Origin of the sequence: Amycolatopsis acidiphila, from assembly GCF_021391495.1 — a bacterium.
Taxonomy (GTDB): domain Bacteria; phylum Actinomycetota; class Actinomycetes; order Mycobacteriales; family Pseudonocardiaceae; genus Amycolatopsis_E; species Amycolatopsis_E acidiphila.
Window position 1 is genome coordinate 612471 of record NZ_CP090063.1, and the last position, 16557, is coordinate 629027.

Sequence of the window (16557 nt, forward strand, 5' to 3'; positions counted from 1 at the left end):
CGTCTATCTACTCTGGAGAGTTATGAGTTCCGAGTACCAGGAGATTTCCGCCGAGGAGACTCCCGAGCCGGTGGCCGTCCGGACGGACGACGGCTCGACGGGCCGCTACCTCGTGCTCGGCACGGGCGCGCTGGCTGCCGCGGCGCTGATCGTGGCGGCCGTGTTCGGCATCCAGTGGTGGACGGCCTCGGGTAACGACAACCTGACCCTCGCCCAGTCCCGGGACGACATCGTCAAGCAGGGCACGACCGCGGTCAAGGCGTACACGGAGCTGGACTACACCAACCCGGACGCGTTCTTCCAGAACGTCATCAACGTCTCCACCAGCGACATGCAGACGCTGATGAAGCAGTCGGAGGACAACTACCGGCAGTCGCTGGCCCAGGCCAAGACCAAGGTCACCACGACCGTGCAGGACATCGGCGTCGAGGAGCTCGACGACCACGCGGGCAAGGCCAGCTTCCTGGCGGCCATCAGCACGCTCGTGACCCAGAACGGGCAGCAGCCGGTCGCCAAGCCGCTGCGCCTCGAGGTCCAGATGACCAGGGTCGGGCAGGACTGGAAGGTGTCCGGGATCAGTTCGGTGCCGCTCGTGAGCAGCGGTCAGTAAGCGTCGCAGGAACGGAGTTCGTTGTGCCATCGAGCAACCCCGGCCGTCCGCAGCAGCCGATGCGGCGGCCCAAGGTGGCGGGCCTGCGTCGTCCCTCGCCGAGCCCGCGCCCGCAGGACGAGCGGCCGCAGGACGAGCCGCCCCAGGACGTCGAGGCCCCGGAGACCGAGGAGAACCTCTTCGCGGCTCCGTCCAAGCCGAGCCCGCGGCGCAAGAGCCGTGACGCGGGCACGGCGAAGCCGTCGGACTTCGAGGAGGCCGAGGCGGCGCTGAGCGACGCCGACGCCGAGTCCGACCCCGAGCCGAGGGCCGAGCGCCGGCGGCGGAACCCCTACATCGTCGCGGGGGCGTTGTTCGGGCTGGCGATCGTGCTCGCCGGGTTCGCGACCTGGTTCAAGATCGAGGACAACAAGGTCAGCGCGGCGACGGAGAACACCGCGCTGCTCGACGTCGCCGGCACCTCGCAGGTCAACCAGGCGGCGACCAGCGCCGCGGAGACGCTGTTCTCCTACGACTACAACAACATCGCCAAGACCCAGAACGCGGCCAAGGACCTGCTGCTCAACGACGAGGTCAAGGCGACGTACAACAACCTGATGGGCGAGGTCGAGCGCCTGGCGCCGCAGCAGAAGATCGTGGTCACGGTCAAGGCGAGCCGCAGCGCGGTGATCATGCTCAACGGCGACCGCGCCCGGGTCATGGTGTTCGTCGACCAGACCGCGACGCGCACCGACCAGAACCAGACCTCCAGCGGCAGTGCTCAGCTGTGGCTGAACATGCAGAAGGTGGACGGGAAGTGGAAGGTGGCCCAGCTGAACACCTACAACTCCGAGCAGCCCGCCGCCCCGGCCCCGAGCCAGGCCCCGGCCCCGACCACCCAGGCCCCGCCCTCGTCACGCTGACCCGCCGGGTCCGGTGAGTCCCGGCCGCGAGGACGACCGCATCGGCGGCTGCCACCCGGCCGACCTCGGGCTGCTCCGGATCCACGTCGATGGCCTGCACGGGCTCGCCGAGCACGAGCAGCGGCCCGGTGAGCCCGGCCCGCTCGACCGGCGCCGGGACGCGGTGCTGTGGACGCGCCGCCTCGGCGAGCGCACTCCCGCCGCGCCCGGGCTCCCGGCGGCCTGCCGCCTGCCGCCTGCCGCCGGGGGCGTTCTCCACCTCTGCGGCCGGCCGCACCGCCACCTGCCCGGCACGGTCGCGCCGGAGGTGACGGTCGCCATCGAACGGGGCTGCGCGCCTGGTCGCCGGGCGAGCTCGTGGACGCCGTCCCGGACCCCGGCGAGGCCTCCGACGGGCGGGCGTGGATGGCTTCGTGAGCAGATCATCGAGCCGCTCCAGCCCACTCCCGAGTCGGCATGAACCCGCAGGTCGGCGGCGTGATATCACGTCGCGTACACCCTGGGACCACATTGCGCCAACCGGCGGGTTGAAGGCGTGGCATCTTGACTCAGACGGCCCGGGGGGTCACGCTTACTCCCGACGGCAACGCCCTGCGGGAGGGCGTAGCTGGGAGGCATACCTGAAGACGGAGTGATCGAGATCTGGGCCCCATCGGGAGCGCCCTCGACAGAACCCGTCGTTCAGGCTAGACTGCTTCTTTGCGCTGCCCTCTTTCAGGCTGCCCGGGCACGGCAGTTAGGATAGTGGGCACCACGGCACCCTTGACAGTCGTATTAGTTGTTGCTAACGCGGCTGCTCACCGCTCATTGTCCCCGGAAGGACGCATCTTGGCAGTCTCTCCCGCGAACCAGGCCACTGCTGCGACCAACACGGCTGTATCTGACTCGAACATCACGGGAATCCCCGGAGCCCCCAAGCGGGTCTCCTTCGCGAAGATCCGCGAACCGCTCGCCACACCCAATCTGCTGGACGTGCAGATCCGGTCGTTCGAATGGTTCACCGGTGACGAGAAGTGGTTCGAGCGCCGCGTCGAAGAAGGAGAAGAGAACCCGGTCGGCGGGCTCGAAGAGGTCCTCAACGAGATCTCGCCCATCGAGGACTTTCAGGGCTCGATGTCGCTGTCCTTCTCCGACCCCCGCTTCGATGAGGTCAAGGCCTCCGTCGAGGAGTGCAAAGACAAGGACATGACCTACGCGGCTCCGCTGTTCGTCACCGCGGAGTTCGTCAACAACAACACCGGCGAGATCAAGAGCCAGACGGTCTTCATGGGCGACTTCCCCGTGATGACCGACAAGGGCACCTTCATCATCAACGGCACCGAGCGTGTCGTGGTGTCCCAGCTCGTCCGCTCGCCCGGGGTGTACTTCGACCAGGCGATCGACAAGACCACCGACAAGGACGTCTTCAGCGTCAAGATCATCCCGAGCCGCGGCGCGTGGCTCGAGTTCGACGTGGACAAGCGCGACACCGTCGGCGTCCGGATCGACCGCAAGCGCCGCCAGCCGGTCACCGTGCTGCTGAAGGCCCTGGGCTGGACCACCGAGCAGATCCGCGAGCGGTTCCACTTCTCGGAGACGCTGCTGGCCACGCTGGAGAAGGACCACACCGCCGGCACCGACGAGGCGCTGCTGGACATCTACCGCAAGCTGCGCCCGGGCGAGCCGCCGACGAAGGAGAGCGCGCAGACCCTCCTGGAGAACCTGTTCTTCAAGGACAAGCGCTACGACCTGGCCAAGGTCGGCCGCTACAAGGTCAACAAGAAGCTGGGCCTGGAGCTGCCGTACGAGACCGGCACGCTCACCGAAGAGGACATCGTCACCACCATCGAGTACCTGGTCCGGCTGCACGCCGGCGAGGACAAGATGACGATGAACGGCCAGGAGATCCCGGTCGAGGTCGACGACATCGACCACTTCGGCAACCGCCGTCTGCGCACCGTGGGCGAGCTGATCCAGAACCAGATCCGGGTCGGCCTCTCCCGCATGGAGCGCGTGGTCAAGGAGCGGATGACCACCCAGGACGTCGAGGCGATCACGCCGCAGACCCTGATCAACATCCGGCCCGTCGTGGCGGCGATCAAGGAGTTCTTCGGCACTTCGCAGCTGTCGCAGTTCATGGACCAGAACAACCCGCTGTCGGGCCTGACCCACAAGCGCCGCCTCTCGGCGCTGGGCCCCGGTGGTCTGTCCCGTGAGCGCGCCGGCATGGAGGTCCGCGACGTGCACCCGAGCCACTACGGCCGGATGTGCCCGATCGAGACCCCGGAAGGCCCGAACATCGGCCTGATCGGCTCGCTGTGCTCGTACGCGAGGGTCAACCCGTTCGGCTTCATCGAAACCCCGTACCGCAAGGTCGTCGAGGGCCAGGTCACCGACCAGGTCGACTACCTGACCGCGGACGAGGAGGACCGGTTCGTCAAGGCGCAGGCCAACGCCCCGCTGAACGACGACGGCTACTTCGCCGAGGACCGCGTCCTGGTCCGCCGGAAGGGTGGCGAGGTCGAGCTGATCGACCCGATGGACGTGGACTACATGGACGTGTCGCCGCGCCAGATGGTGTCGGTCGCCACGGCGATGATCCCGTTCCTCGAGCACGACGACGCGAACCGCGCGCTGATGGGCGCGAACATGCAGCGCCAGGCCGTGCCGCTGCTGCGCAACCAGGCGCCGCTGGTCGGCACCGGGGTGGAGCTGCGGGCCGCGGTCGACGCCGGTGACGTGCTGGTCGCCGAGCAGGCCGGTGTGGTGGAGGAGCTCTCCGCCGACCTGATCACGATCATGCACGACGACGGCACCCGCAAGAGCTACGGGCTGTACAAGTTCCGCCGCACCAACCACGGCACCTGCTTCAACCACCGGCCGATCGTGAACGAGGGCGACCGGGTGGAGAAGGGCCAGGTCATCGCGGACGGGCCGTCCACGGAGAACGGCGAGATGGCGCTGGGCAAGAACCTGCTCGTCGCCGTCATGCCGTGGGAGGGCCACAACTACGAGGACGCGATCATCCTCTCCGAGCGGCTCGTGCAGGACGACGTGCTCACCTCGATCCACATCGAGGAGCACGAGATCGACGCGCGCGACACCAAGCTCGGCGCCGAGGAGATCACCCGGGACATCCCGAACGTCTCCGAAGAGGTGCTGGCCGACCTGGACGAGCGCGGCATCATCCGGATCGGTGCCGAGGTCCGCGACGGCGACATCCTGGTCGGCAAGGTCACGCCGAAGGGCGAGACCGAGCTGACCCCGGAGGAGCGCCTGCTCCGCGCGATCTTCGGCGAGAAGGCCCGCGAGGTCCGCGACACCTCACTGAAGGTGCCGCACGGCGAGACCGGCAAGGTCATCGGCATCCGGGTGTTCTCCCGCGAGGACGACGACGAGCTGCCCCCGGGCGTGAACGAGCTGGTCCGGGTGTACGTGGCCCAGAAGCGGAAGATCCAGCCGGGCGACAAGCTCGCCGGCCGGCACGGCAACAAGGGCGTCATCGGCAAGATCCTGGCCGCCGAGGACATGCCGTTCATGGAGGACGGCACCCCGGTCGACATCGTGCTGAACACCCACGGTGTGCCGCGACGGATGAACATCGGCCAGATCCTCGAGCTGCACCTGGGCTGGCTGGCCTCACAGGGCTGGAAGGTCGAGGGCAGCCCCGACTGGGCGACGAACCTGCCCGAGGAGCTCTACGACGTCGACGCCGGCACGAACACCGCGACTCCGGTGTTCGACGGCGCGAAGGAGGAGGAGCTCACCGGCCTGCTGTCCTCGACCAAGCCGAACCGTGACGGTGAGCGCCTGGTCCAGCCGGACGGCAAGGCGGTGCTGCTGGACGGCCGTTCCGGCGAGCCGTTCCCGTACCCCGTCGCCGTGGGCTACATGTACATCCTCAAGCTGCACCACCTGGTGGACGACAAGATCCACGCCCGCTCCACCGGTCCGTACTCGATGATCACCCAGCAGCCGCTGGGTGGTAAGGCGCAGTTCGGTGGCCAGCGCTTCGGTGAGATGGAGTGCTGGGCGATGCAGGCCTACGGCGCGGCCTACACGCTGCAGGAGCTCCTGACGATCAAGTCGGACGACGTGGTCGGCCGGGTGAAGGTGTACGAGGCCATCGTCAAGGGCGAGAACATCCCGGACCCGGGGATCCCCGAGTCGTTCAAGGTGCTGTTGAAGGAACTGCAGTCGCTCTGCCTCAACGTGGAGGTCCTCTCCTCCGACGGTGCGGCGATCGAGATGCGCGACACCGACGACGAGGACCTCGAACGCGCCGCGGCGAACCTCGGCATCAACCTGTCCCGCAACGAGTCGCCCTCGGTGGACGACGTCGTGCAATAGCCCAGCCATCCGGGGAGTCCGCTCCTCCCGCGCGGACTCCCCGGATAGCCGACCCCTCTAGCCACATCTACCCCAAGGGGATGCAACGACGTGCTGGACGTCAACTACTTCGATGAGCTCAGGATCGGCCTGGCCACCGCTGACGACATCCGCCAGTGGTCCTTCGGCGAGGTGAAGAAGCCGGAGACCATCAACTACCGCACGCTCAAGCCCGAGAAGGACGGCCTCTTCTGCGAGAAGATCTTCGGCCCCACCCGGGACTGGGAGTGCTACTGCGGCAAGTACAAGCGGGTCCGCTTCAAGGGCATCATCTGCGAGCGCTGTGGTGTCGAGGTGACCCGTGCCAAGGTGCGGCGTGAGCGGATGGGCCACATCGAGCTGGCCGCCCCGGTCACCCACATCTGGTACTTCAAGGGCGTGCCGTCGCGGCTGGGCTACCTGCTGGACCTGGCCCCGAAGGATCTCGAGAAGATCATCTACTTCGCGGCCTACGTGATCACCGCGGTGAACACCGAGCTGCGGCACAACGACCTGCCGACGCTGGAGAACGAGATCGGCGTCGAGCGCAAGAACATCGAGACCAAGCGCGACGCCGACATCGAGGCGCGGGCGCAGAAGCTCGAGGCCGACCTGGCGCAGCTCGAGGCCGAGGGTGCCAAGTCCGACGTGCGCCGCAAGGTCAAGGAGGGCGGCGAGCGCGAGATGCGCCAGCTCCGCGACCGGGCCCAGCGCGAGCTGGACCGGCTCGAGGAGATCTGGACGACGTTCAGCAAGCTCGAGCCGCGGCAGCTGATCGCGGACGAGATGCTCTACCGCGAGCTGTTCGACCGCTACGGCGAGTACTTCACCGGCGGCATGGGCGCGGAGGCCATCCAGAAGCTGGCCACCGAGTTCGACGTCGCCGCGGAGGCCGACAACCTGCGCGACACCATCCGCAACGGCAAGGGGCAGAAGAAGCTCCGCGCTCTCAAGCGGCTGAAGGTCGTCGCGGCGTTCCAGGCCACCGGCAACGACCCGCGTGGCATGGTGCTCGACGCCGTCCCGGTCATCCCGCCGGACCTGCGCCCGATGGTGCAGCTCGACGGTGGCCGGTTCGCGACCTCGGACCTCAACGACCTGTACCGCCGGGTGATCAACCGGAACAACCGCCTCAAGCGACTGATCGACCTCGGCGCGCCCGAGATCATCGTCAACAACGAGAAGCGGATGCTGCAGGAGGCCGTCGACGCGCTGTTCGACAACGGCCGCCGTGGCCGTCCGGTCACCGGCCCTGGCAACCGGCCGCTGAAGTCGCTGTCCGACCTGCTCAAGGGCAAGCAGGGCCGGTTCCGCCAGAACCTGCTCGGCAAGCGCGTCGACTACTCGGGCCGTTCGGTCATCATCGTCGGCCCGCAGCTGAAGCTGCACCAGTGCGGTCTGCCCAAGGACATGGCGCTGGAGCTGTTCAAGCCGTTCGTGATGAAGCGGCTGGTCGACCTGAACCACGCGCAGAACATCAAGTCCGCCAAGCGGATGGTCGAGCGGGCCCGCCCGGCCGTGTGGGACGTGCTGGAAGAGGTCATCACCGGGCACCCGGTGCTGCTCAACCGTGCGCCGACCCTGCACCGCCTCGGCATCCAGGCCTTCGAGCCGCAGCTGGTGGAAGGCAAGGCCATCCAGCTGCACCCGCTGGTCTGCGAGGCGTTCAACGCGGACTTCGACGGTGACCAGATGGCGGTGCACCTGCCGCTGTCGGCCGAGGCGCAGGCCGAGGCCCGGATCCTGATGCTCTCGGCGAACAACATCCTGTCGCCGGCCTCGGGCCGTCCGCTGGCCATGCCCCGGCTGGACATGGTCACGGGTCTGTTCCACCTGACCCGCCTGGACGAGAACGCGACCGGTGCCGGGCAGGCGTACTCCTCGCCCGCCGAGGCGATCATGGCCTACGACCGCAAGGCGCTGAGCCTGCACGCCCCGATCAAGATCCGGATCACCGACCGGCAGCCGAGCAAGGCCGACGAGGCCCGCCTGGCCGAGAAGGGCTGGGAGCCGGGTCAGATGTGGCTCGCCGAGACCAGCCTCGGCCGGGTGCTGTTCAACGAGCTGCTGCCGCCGGACTACCCGTTCGTGAACGAGCCGATGCCGAAGAAGCGGCAGGCCGCGATCGTGAACGACCTGGCGGAGCGGTACTCGATGACGCAGGTCGCGCAGACCCTGGACCGGCTCAAGGACGCCGGCTTCTACTGGGCGACCCGCTCTGGCGTCACCGTCGCCATCTCCGACGTGGTCGTGCCCAAGGAGAAGAAGGAGATCCTCGACCAGTACGAGGCCAAGGCCGACCAGGTCGAGAAGCGCTACCAGCGCGGTCAGCTCTCGCACACCGAGCGCAACAACGAGCTGGTCAAGGTGTGGAGCCAGGCGACCGACGACGTCGCCAAGGTCATGGAGGACGCCTTCCCCGACGACAACCCGATCTCCGTGATCGTGAAGTCGGGGGCGGCGGGCAACATGACCCAGGTCCGTTCGCTGGCCGGTATGCGTGGTCTGGTGTCGAACCCGAAGGGTGAGTACATCCCGCGCCCGATCAAGGCGAACTTCCGTGAGGGCCTGTCGGTGGCCGAGTACTTCATCGCCACCCACGGTGCCCGGAAGGGCCTGGCCGACACCGCGCTGCGGACCGCCGACTCGGGTTACCTGACCCGGCGTCTGGTGGACGTGTCGCAGGACGTCATCGTCCGCGAGACCGACTGTGGCACCACCCGCGGCATCAACATGCCGATCGGCGAGGACCTCGGCGACGGCCGGATCGTGCGTGCGCAGCACGTCGAGACCAGCGCCTACGCCCGGACCCTGGCCACCGACGCCACGGACGCCGAGGGCAACGTGGTGCTCAACGGTGGCGACGACCTCGGCGACCCCGCGATCGAGAAGCTGATCACCAGCGGGATCACCAGGGTCAAGGTCCGCAGCGTGCTGACCTGCGAGTCCACCGTCGGGGTGTGCGCCACCTGCTACGGCCGCTCGATGGCGACCGGTCAGCTGGTGGACGTCGGCGAGGCCGTCGGCATCGTCGCCGCCCAGTCGATCGGCGAGCCTGGTACCCAGCTGACGATGCGTACCTTCCACCAGGGTGGTGTCGCCGGTGACGACATCACCACGGGTCTGCCCCGTGTCACCGAGCTGTTCGAGGCCCGGGTGCCGAAGGGCAAGGCGCCGATCGCCGACGTCGATGGCCGCGTGCGCATCGAGGAGAGCGAGCGGTTCTGGAAGATCACGCTGATCCCGGACGACGGCAGCGAGGAGATCGTCTTCGACAAGCTGTCGAAGCGTCAGCGCCTCGCCAACACCCCGACCGGGCCGCTGGCGGACGGCGACCACGTGTCGGTCGGCCAGCCGCTGCTCGAGGGCACGCCGGACCCGCACGAGGTGCTGCGTGTGATGGGCCCGCGCGAGGCGCAGATGCACCTGGTGGACGAGGTCCAGAAGGTGTACCGGGCGCAGGGTGTGTCGATCCACGACAAGCACATCGAGGTGATCGTCCGGCAGATGCTGCGCCGGGTCACGATCATCGACTCCGGTTCGACCGACTTCCTGCCTGGTGAGCTCCCCGAGCGCACCAAGTTCGAGGCGACGAACCGGGCCGCGGTCGCCGAGGGCGGCGAGCCCGCCTCGGGTCGCCCGGTGCTGATGGGTATCACGAAGGCCTCGCTGACCACGGACTCGTGGCTGTCCGCGGCGTCGTTCCAGGAGACCACGCGTGTCCTGACCGACGCGGCGATCAACGGCCGCAGCGACAAGCTCGTGGGCCTCAAGGAGAACGTGATCATCGGCAAGCTGATCCCGGCCGGCACGGGCATCAACCGGTACCGCAACATCCAGGTGCAGCCGACCGAGGAGGCCAGGGTGGCCGCGTACGCCATCCCGTCCTACGACGACGGCTACTACACCCCGGACGTGTTCGGCACCGGCACCGGTGCGGCGGTCCCGCTGGACGACTACGACTTCGGGCGTGACTTCCGCTGACGTAGTCCCGAATAACCACGAAAAGGGGCTTCGGTGCGAATCATTCGCACTGGGGCCCCTTTCGTGCTTTTGCCCGCGGGCTTGGGTTAGCGTGTCGAAGACCGTTCACACCGATTGCGAGGCGAGGAGGGCGTTGTGAACGTGGAACACGGTGCTGACCAGGAGGAAGCTCCGACAGGCCGCCACGCGGCCCCGGAAGGCGCGCCGCGTCATCCGGCCATCGATCTGACTCGGGATCCGAATCCGGGCAAACCGGATCACGCGAAACCCGACGACGACGATTGATCGAAAAGGGCCCCGGACTTTCCCGTCCGGGGCCCTCCGATTTTGTCCTCGTCACGCGGTCAGTTCGTCGAGTGCGCGCAGCAGCCGCTTGCGCTTGAGGCCGCCGCGCCAGCTGACGGACCGGAAGCCGTGCCCCTCCTGCCGCACGTCGGTGCGGGTCTCCGGCTTGCGGTTGCGGGCCCACTCGGTGAAGTCGGGGTAGAGCGCGATGGGGTCGCCGTTGACCGCGGTGGCCCGGTTCCGGTCGTGGAACCCGGCGAACGGCCGGTCGCCCGTCGCCACCGTGACGACGGAATAGCTCGTGGAGTTCGCCGACCAGGTCCCGGTCGTCGTGTCGTAGCCGTCTCCTCGGGTGACGCTGACCTGGACGCCGTGCACCGGTCGTCCCCGATAGCGGCCGAGGAACTCGCACACCGTGTCGGGCAGCGGCACCTCCCAGCTCTGCCCGCCATCGCCCGGCAGGTCGCGTGGAGCCCGCGAGCGGCCCTTGCGAACGCGCCAGCCGTGCTGCCTGGCCAGCTGGGGGAGCAGCAGGCGCCGGAAGACCACCGGGGACAGCAGGAGGTAGCCGACCCACAGGACCAACGGCACGACGACGATCGCACCGACCACACCGCTGACGTCGAAGCTCATCAGAAGTCCAGGTCCTCGCTCGTCTCCTCGGGCGACTGGTCCTCGCCGGTGTCGCCGTAGCCGGCGGCCTTCTCACCGCCGGAGGCGTACTTCCCGCCCTTGCCCGCGACGTCGACACCCAGCTGCGTCCGCCCCTTGGCCGTGCTGGGGACCTCGAACTTCCCCTCCTTGTTGATCAGCCCGCCGAGCCCGACCGAGCCCATCCCCGACTTCTTCGCGGTCGTGCCGAGCGTTTCGCCCGCGCCGGTGTACACCCGCTTGCCGACCATGCCGCTCTCGGCGTCCTGCAGGCGGGTGCCCCAGTCGGTCTTCGTCCCGGCGGCCTTGGCGCTCTGTGACTCGAGCTTCGCGAGCCCGCTCCGCATCGCCTTGGTGTCCATGACCTGCTTGAAGTTCCCCTTCCACTGCACGAAGAAGTCCTTCATCTTCACCAGGAACTGCCGGATCTTGTCGAGGATCTCCTTGAGCTTCTGGATGTAGCGGCTGACCTTCGAGCCGGTCTGCGTGGCCCGGACGGTGGTGGCGGTGCCCGCGGCGGCGGTGGAGCCACCGCAGGTCGGCACGGCCGCGGCCAGCGCCGGGATCCAGATCATGATCAGCCAGGTGATCAGCTCGGTGAGCACGGCCTTGATGAACTCCTCGATCACCTGCATGACCATGCTGGAGATCTGCAGCAGCTGGGCGATGTCGCCGGCCTGGCCCGCGACGCCGTTGATGCCCTGGGAGAACTGCGCGAGCTTCTTCGCCGCCGCGTCGGCGGCCTCGCCGTCCCAGTTCGCCAGCGAGGCCTGTGCGTCCTGGACGAACTTCTGGCTGTAGTCCGCCAGCCCCTGGCCGATGGCGCCGAAGTTGCCCGCCGCCGCGGCCAGCGCCGGACCGTCGCCGCTGACGAAGTGGATCGCGTCCTGCAGCGGCTGGACGATGCTCATCAGGAAGTTCAGGCCCTGTCCGACCAGCCAGCCGATGGGGTCGGTGGCGATGCTCGACACGCTCATGCACGAGCTCACGAACCCCGCACCGCTCGCGGCGATGCCCGCGACCTCGCCGCCGCTCACCTTGCCGTCGGACAGCGCGCCCTTGACCGTGGTGAAGGTGCTGTAGCCGCTGCCCAGCGGGCCGGGCAGGGAGGACAGCAGCTTGTCCGGATCGGTGTTGACGAAGCCGGGGTCGCCGGGCTCGGTGATGGTGATGTGGCTCCGCTGCCCGGTCACCTTCTCGTCGGCCACGGCTCAGCGCTCCTTCGGGGCAGGGCCCACGCTCGGGGTGCGTGAGGGCGCCGGGTCCGACAGTTCCTTGAGGACCTCGCCCAGCAGTTGCTTGCTGTCGTCCTCGTGCCGGTCGTAGGAGTTCGCGGCGGCGGCGAACTTCTCGCCGGCCGCCTGCAGTCCGTTCGCCATCTCGGTCAGCAGGTCCCGCAGGTCGCCGAGCATCCGCGTGTAGTCGTCCTTGACGACGAGGCCCACCAGGCCCCACGACTTGTCCCCGACGTCGGAGGAGCCGACGAGACCGGAGATCTCCTGTGGCACGGCGATGTCCTCCGCGAGCCGGCCCGAGTACTGGCGCAGGGCCGCGACCACGACCGCGTGTCCGCCCGCCATCAGCGGTCCTCCTCGTCGTAGAGGTTGAGGAAGCGGTTCCCGGACGGGTCGTTCCCGCGGGCAGGCGGGGCAGCCCTTGACTGCGGTTCCTCCCGGCGCAGGACGCTGCCCTGCCCGTAGTCGTCGTGGTCGTCGTGCGGCTCGTCGGCCGCGGGCCGGGCGGGCTGCTCCGCCATCGAGGCCCGCAGCTCCTCCGGGGTGGTGCCGAACAGCTCGGCCTGCGTCTCGAGCACCTGGTCCATCAGGTGCATGTCGTCGCCGACGTGCGCCTCGACGATGCCGGCCTGCCGGCGTGCCGCCTCGGCGACCGCCTGCCGCAGCGTGGCGAGCACGGCCGCGGAGAGAGCAGGCGCGGACTGGCGGAGCGCCGCGTCGGTGAACCGGATGTCCTTGACCGCGCCGCCGGGCCCGGCGACGACCGTGACCGACCGGTCCGGTGAGGTCGCCGTCGCCTCGAGGGCGGTCAGCTCGGCCTGCATCGCGGCCACGTCGGCGAACTGCTCGTCGACGTGCCGGAGCCTTGCCTGGAACTGCTCGAACTGGGTCACGAGCTGGTCGAACTCGGCCGACACGACCGCCTCCTGATCTCCTCTTCCGGCTGCTGACTGACGTGCACCTCATGATGTCCGAAAGCGGGCGATGCGGGGGCGGAACGGACGAAATAGCCGATCTCGGTCACTCGTCCGAGGGCCGGGAATGACCAGGGGCTACCGTGCGTTGCACAGGTCGGCGGGAGCCGTCCCCGCCCGGAAATCGCTCCGGTCGCCGCTCGGGATTCCGCTAAGCTCAACGGTCAAGCGACCCGTCCCCGCGTTGTGTGCCCCTAAAGCCACCCCGATGTGGTAGGCCCCAAAACGGGCGGGTATCTTTGACGACTGTGCCCGGCACATGCTGGGCCGCTCTGCGCGCCATCCGGCTCGCGCGGGGGAGCCTCCGGCACCCCCGTCGGCTGTTCCGGTGCAGCGGGGCTCCGCGGAAATCCGAGGGAACGTTACCGGCCGCAAGGCTTAGACGCGGGCCGACACGCCCGACCTCGGGGGCCGGGGACTGAAGACGAACAAGCAAGACGCGACAGAAAGCTGGTCCATTGCCCACGATCCAGCAGCTGGTCCGCAAGGGCCGCCAGGACAAGGCTGCCAAGCAGAAGACCGCGGCGCTCAAGGGGAGCCCGCAGCGGCGTGGCGTGTGCACCCGCGTGTACACCACCACCCCCAAGAAGCCGAACTCGGCGCTGCGCAAGGTCGCGCGTGTGAAGCTGACCAGCGGCATCGAGGTCACCGCCTACATCCCGGGCGAGGGCCACAACCTGCAGGAGCACTCGATGGTGCTCGTGCGTGGTGGTCGTGTGAAGGACCTCCCCGGCGTCCGCTACAAGATCATTCGCGGTTCCCTGGACACCCAGGGTGTGAAGAACCGCAAGCAGGCGCGCAGCCGGTACGGCGCGAAGAAGGAGAAGAGCTAATGCCCCGCAAGGGTCCGGCCCCGAAGCGGCCACTGATCTCCGACCCGGTCTACGCCTCGCCGCTGGTCACCCAGCTGGTGAACAAGGTGCTCAAGGACGGGAAGCGCTCGCTGGCCGAGCGCATCGTCTACGGCGCGCTCGAGGGCGCCCGGGAGAAGACCGGCACCGACCCGGTCGTCACGCTCAAGCGTGCGCTCGACAACGTGAAGCCCGCCATCGAGGTGAAGAGCCGCCGTGTCGGTGGCGCCACCTACCAGGTGCCGATCGAGGTCAAGCCCGGCCGCTCGACCACCCTTGCGCTGCGCTGGCTCGTGTCCTTCTCGCAGGCCCGCCGCGAGAAGACCATGATCGAGCGCCTGCAGAACGAGCTGCTCGATGCGAGCAACGGCCTCGGGGCCAGCGTGAAGCGCCGCGAGGACACCCACAAGATGGCCGAATCGAACAAGGCTTTCGCCCACTACCGTTGGTGATCGCCGCCCGGCTGCCGAGATAAGCCAGGCCGGGCCCCACGCTTCCAGACAGGGGAACATTGCAGTGGCACGCGACGTGCTGACAGACCTGAACAAGGTCCGCAACATCGGCATCATGGCCCACATCGACGCCGGTAAGACCACGACGACCGAGCGGATCCTGTTCTACACCGGGATCAACTACAAGATCGGCGAGGTGCACGACGGCGCCGCGACGATGGACTGGATGGAGGAGGAGCAGAAGCGGGGTATCACCATCACCTCGGCTGCCACCACCACCTTCTGGGCCGACCACCAGATCAACATCATCGACACCCCGGGTCACGTCGACTTCACCGTCGAGGTGGAGCGCAACCTGCGGGTGCTCGACGGTGCTGTCGCGGTGTTCGACGGCAAGGAGGGCGTCGAGCCCCAGTCCGAGCAGGTCTGGCGCCAGGCCGACAAGTACGACGTCCCCCGCATCTGCTTCGTCAACAAGATGGACAAGCTGGGCGCGGACTTCTACTTCACGGTGAAGACCGTCGAGGATCGTCTCGGCGTGCGCCCGCTGGTCATCCAGCTCCCGATCGGCTCGGAGAGCGAGTTCGAGGGCGTCGTCGACCTGGTCCGCATGAAGGCGCTGACCTGGCGCGGCGACGTCAAGAAGGGCGAGGACTACTCGATCGAGGACATCCCGGCCGCGCTCGCCGACAAGGCCGCGGAGTACCGGGAGAAGCTGGTCGAGGCGGTCGCGGAGACCGACGACACGCTGATGGAGAAGTTCCTCGAGGGCGAGGAGCTGACCGAGGCCGAGATCAAGTCCGGCATCCGCAAGCTCACCGTCACCCGCCAGGCGTTCCCGATGCTGGCCGGTTCGGCGTTCAAGAACAAGGGCGTGCAGCCCATGCTCGACGCCGTGATCGACTACCTGCCCTCGCCGCTGGACGTCCCCGCCGTCGAGGGCCTGCTGCCCGACGGCGAGACCAAGGCCATCCGGAAGCCCTCGACCGAGGAGCCGTTCGCCGCGCTCGCCTTCAAGATCGCCGCGCACCCCTTCTTCGGCAAGCTGACCTACATCCGGGTGTACTCGGGCAAGGTCTCCGCCGGCGCCCAGGTCATCAACTCGACCAAGGAGCGCAAGGAGCGCATCGGCAAGATCTTCCAGATGCACTCCAACAAGGAGAACCCGGTCGACGACGCCCAGGCCGGCCACATCTACGCGGTCATCGGCCTGAAGGACACCACGACCGGTGACACCCTGTGCGACCCGCAGCACCCGATCGTGCTGGAGTCGATGACCTTCCCGGAGCCGGTCATCCGGGTTGCCATCGAGCCGAAGACCAAGGCCGACCAGGAGAAGCTGTCCGTCGCGATCCAGCGGCTGGCCGAGGAGGACCCCACCTTCCAGGTCAACCAGGACGAGGAGACCGGGCAGACGATCATCGCCGGCATGGGTGAGCTGCACCTCGAGGTGCTGGTGAACCGGATGAAGTCCGACTACAAGGTCGAGGCGAACATCGGCAAGCCGCAGGTCGCCTACCGCGAGACGATCCGCAAGACGGTCGACAAGCTCGACTACGTGCACAAGAAGCAGACCGGTGGCTCCGGTCAGTTCGCCAAGGTGATCATCAAGCTCGAGCCCTTGGCGACGACGGACGGTGCGCTCTACGAGTTCGACAACAAGGTCACCGGTGGCCGCATCCCCCGGGAGTACATCCCCTCGGTGGACGCGGGCGCGCAGGACGCCATGCAGTACGGCGTGCTGGCCGGCTACCCGCTCGTCGGGTTGAAGCTGACCCTGTTGGACGGTGCCTACCACGAGGTCGACTCTTCGGAGATGGCGTTCAAGATCGCCGGTTCCATGGCGCTCAAGGAAGCCGCGAAGAAGGCGAGCCCGGCACTGCTGGAGCCGATGATGGCGGTCGAGGTGACCACGCCCGAGGATTACATGGGTGACGTCATCGGCGACCTCAACTCCCGCCGTGGCCAGATCCAGGCCATGGAGGAGCGGGCGGGTACCCGCGTCGTGAAGGCGCTGGTTCCGCTCTCGGAGATGTTCGGGTACGTGGGCGACCTGCGGTCTCGCACCCAGGGTCGTGCGAACTACTCCATGCAGTTCGACTCCTACGCCGAGGTTCCGGCGAACGTCGCGAAGGAGATCATCGCGAAGGCGACGGGGGAGTAATCCCGTAGCACCCAACGCGGGCGCGAAAGGGGCCTCCCCTAAGGTCCGCACAACTGACCAGAACGAGTCGCTGTCCGACTAAGCCACGTCGGCCGGTGAGCA

13 protein-coding genes are annotated in these 16557 nt (G+C 68.0%); 9 read left to right on the forward strand and 4 right to left on the reverse strand.

Annotation, left to right across the window (positions count from 1 at the left end; genetic code table 11):
- Nucleotides 1–22: 22 nt before the first annotated feature.
- The 6 genes from LWP59_RS03020 to LWP59_RS03045 all read left to right on the forward strand — a co-directional run bounded on the left by LWP59_RS03020 (nt 23) and on the right by LWP59_RS03045 (nt 10128).
- Nucleotides 23–610, forward strand: a complete 588-nt coding sequence (locus tag LWP59_RS03020; RefSeq protein WP_229858308.1) for a hypothetical protein — start codon at nt 23–25, stop codon at nt 608–610.
- A 23-nt stretch (nt 611–633) separates the two neighbouring features.
- Complete coding sequence (locus tag LWP59_RS03025) at nt 634–1512, forward strand: hypothetical protein (RefSeq protein WP_229858305.1); 879 nt, start codon at nt 634–636, stop codon at nt 1510–1512.
- Nucleotides 1513–1525: 13 nt separating this feature from the next.
- On the forward strand, nt 1526–1972 hold the full coding sequence (locus tag LWP59_RS03030; RefSeq protein WP_144643232.1) for a hypothetical protein: 447 nt from the start codon (nt 1526–1528) through the stop codon (nt 1970–1972).
- A 368-nt stretch (nt 1973–2340) separates the two neighbouring features.
- Nucleotides 2341–5841: a DNA-directed RNA polymerase subunit beta gene (gene rpoB / locus LWP59_RS03035; protein ID WP_144643233.1), complete on the forward strand. Its 3501-nt coding sequence runs from the start codon at nt 2341–2343 to the stop codon at nt 5839–5841.
- A 90-nt stretch (nt 5842–5931) separates the two neighbouring features.
- Nucleotides 5932–9843, forward strand: a complete 3912-nt coding sequence (locus tag LWP59_RS03040; RefSeq protein WP_144643234.1) for a DNA-directed RNA polymerase subunit beta' — start codon at nt 5932–5934, stop codon at nt 9841–9843.
- A 135-nt stretch (nt 9844–9978) separates the two neighbouring features.
- Nucleotides 9979–10128: a hypothetical protein gene (locus LWP59_RS03045; protein ID WP_186383466.1), complete on the forward strand. Its 150-nt coding sequence runs from the start codon at nt 9979–9981 to the stop codon at nt 10126–10128.
- Between the two features lie 51 nt (nt 10129–10179).
- Here LWP59_RS03045 and LWP59_RS03050 read toward each other — a convergent pair whose 3' ends face one another.
- From LWP59_RS03050 to LWP59_RS03065, 4 genes are read right to left on the reverse strand one after another with little or no spacing between them, the layout of a single operon-like run.
- Nucleotides 10180–10761 carry a hypothetical protein gene (locus tag LWP59_RS03050; RefSeq protein ID WP_144643235.1) on the reverse strand — a complete coding sequence of 194 codons (582 nt, stop codon included), beginning with the start codon at nt 10759–10761 and terminating at the stop codon, nt 10180–10182.
- Nucleotides 10761–11987: a WXG100 family type VII secretion target gene (locus tag LWP59_RS03055; RefSeq protein ID WP_144643236.1), complete on the reverse strand. Its 1227-nt coding sequence runs from the start codon at nt 11985–11987 to the stop codon at nt 10761–10763. The genes LWP59_RS03050 and LWP59_RS03055 overlap by 1 nt, the downstream gene beginning before the upstream one ends.
- 3 nt (nt 11988–11990) lie before the next feature.
- On the reverse strand, nt 11991–12359 hold the full coding sequence (locus tag LWP59_RS03060; RefSeq protein WP_186383463.1) for an ESX-1 secretion-associated protein: 369 nt from the start codon (nt 12357–12359) through the stop codon (nt 11991–11993).
- Entirely contained in the window at nt 12359–12931 is a 573-nt protein-coding gene (locus tag LWP59_RS03065; protein ID WP_144643237.1) for a YbaB/EbfC family nucleoid-associated protein, read from the reverse strand. The genes LWP59_RS03060 and LWP59_RS03065 overlap by 1 nt, the downstream gene beginning before the upstream one ends.
- A gap of 515 nt (nt 12932–13446) precedes the next feature.
- Between LWP59_RS03065 and rpsL the strand changes: the two genes are divergently transcribed.
- The 3 genes from rpsL (at nt 13447) to fusA (ending at nt 16455) form a co-directional block, all read left to right on the forward strand.
- Entirely contained in the window at nt 13447–13821 is a 375-nt protein-coding gene (rpsL, locus tag LWP59_RS03070) for a 30S ribosomal protein S12 (RefSeq protein WP_003102113.1), read from the forward strand.
- Complete coding sequence (gene rpsG, locus LWP59_RS03075) at nt 13821–14291, forward strand: 30S ribosomal protein S7 (RefSeq protein WP_144643238.1); 471 nt, start codon at nt 13821–13823, stop codon at nt 14289–14291. The genes rpsL and rpsG overlap by 1 nt, the downstream gene beginning before the upstream one ends.
- A gap of 64 nt (nt 14292–14355) precedes the next feature.
- Entirely contained in the window at nt 14356–16455 is a 2100-nt protein-coding gene (gene fusA, locus LWP59_RS03080; RefSeq protein ID WP_144643239.1) for an elongation factor G, read from the forward strand.
- Nucleotides 16456–16557: the final 102 nt, after the last annotated feature.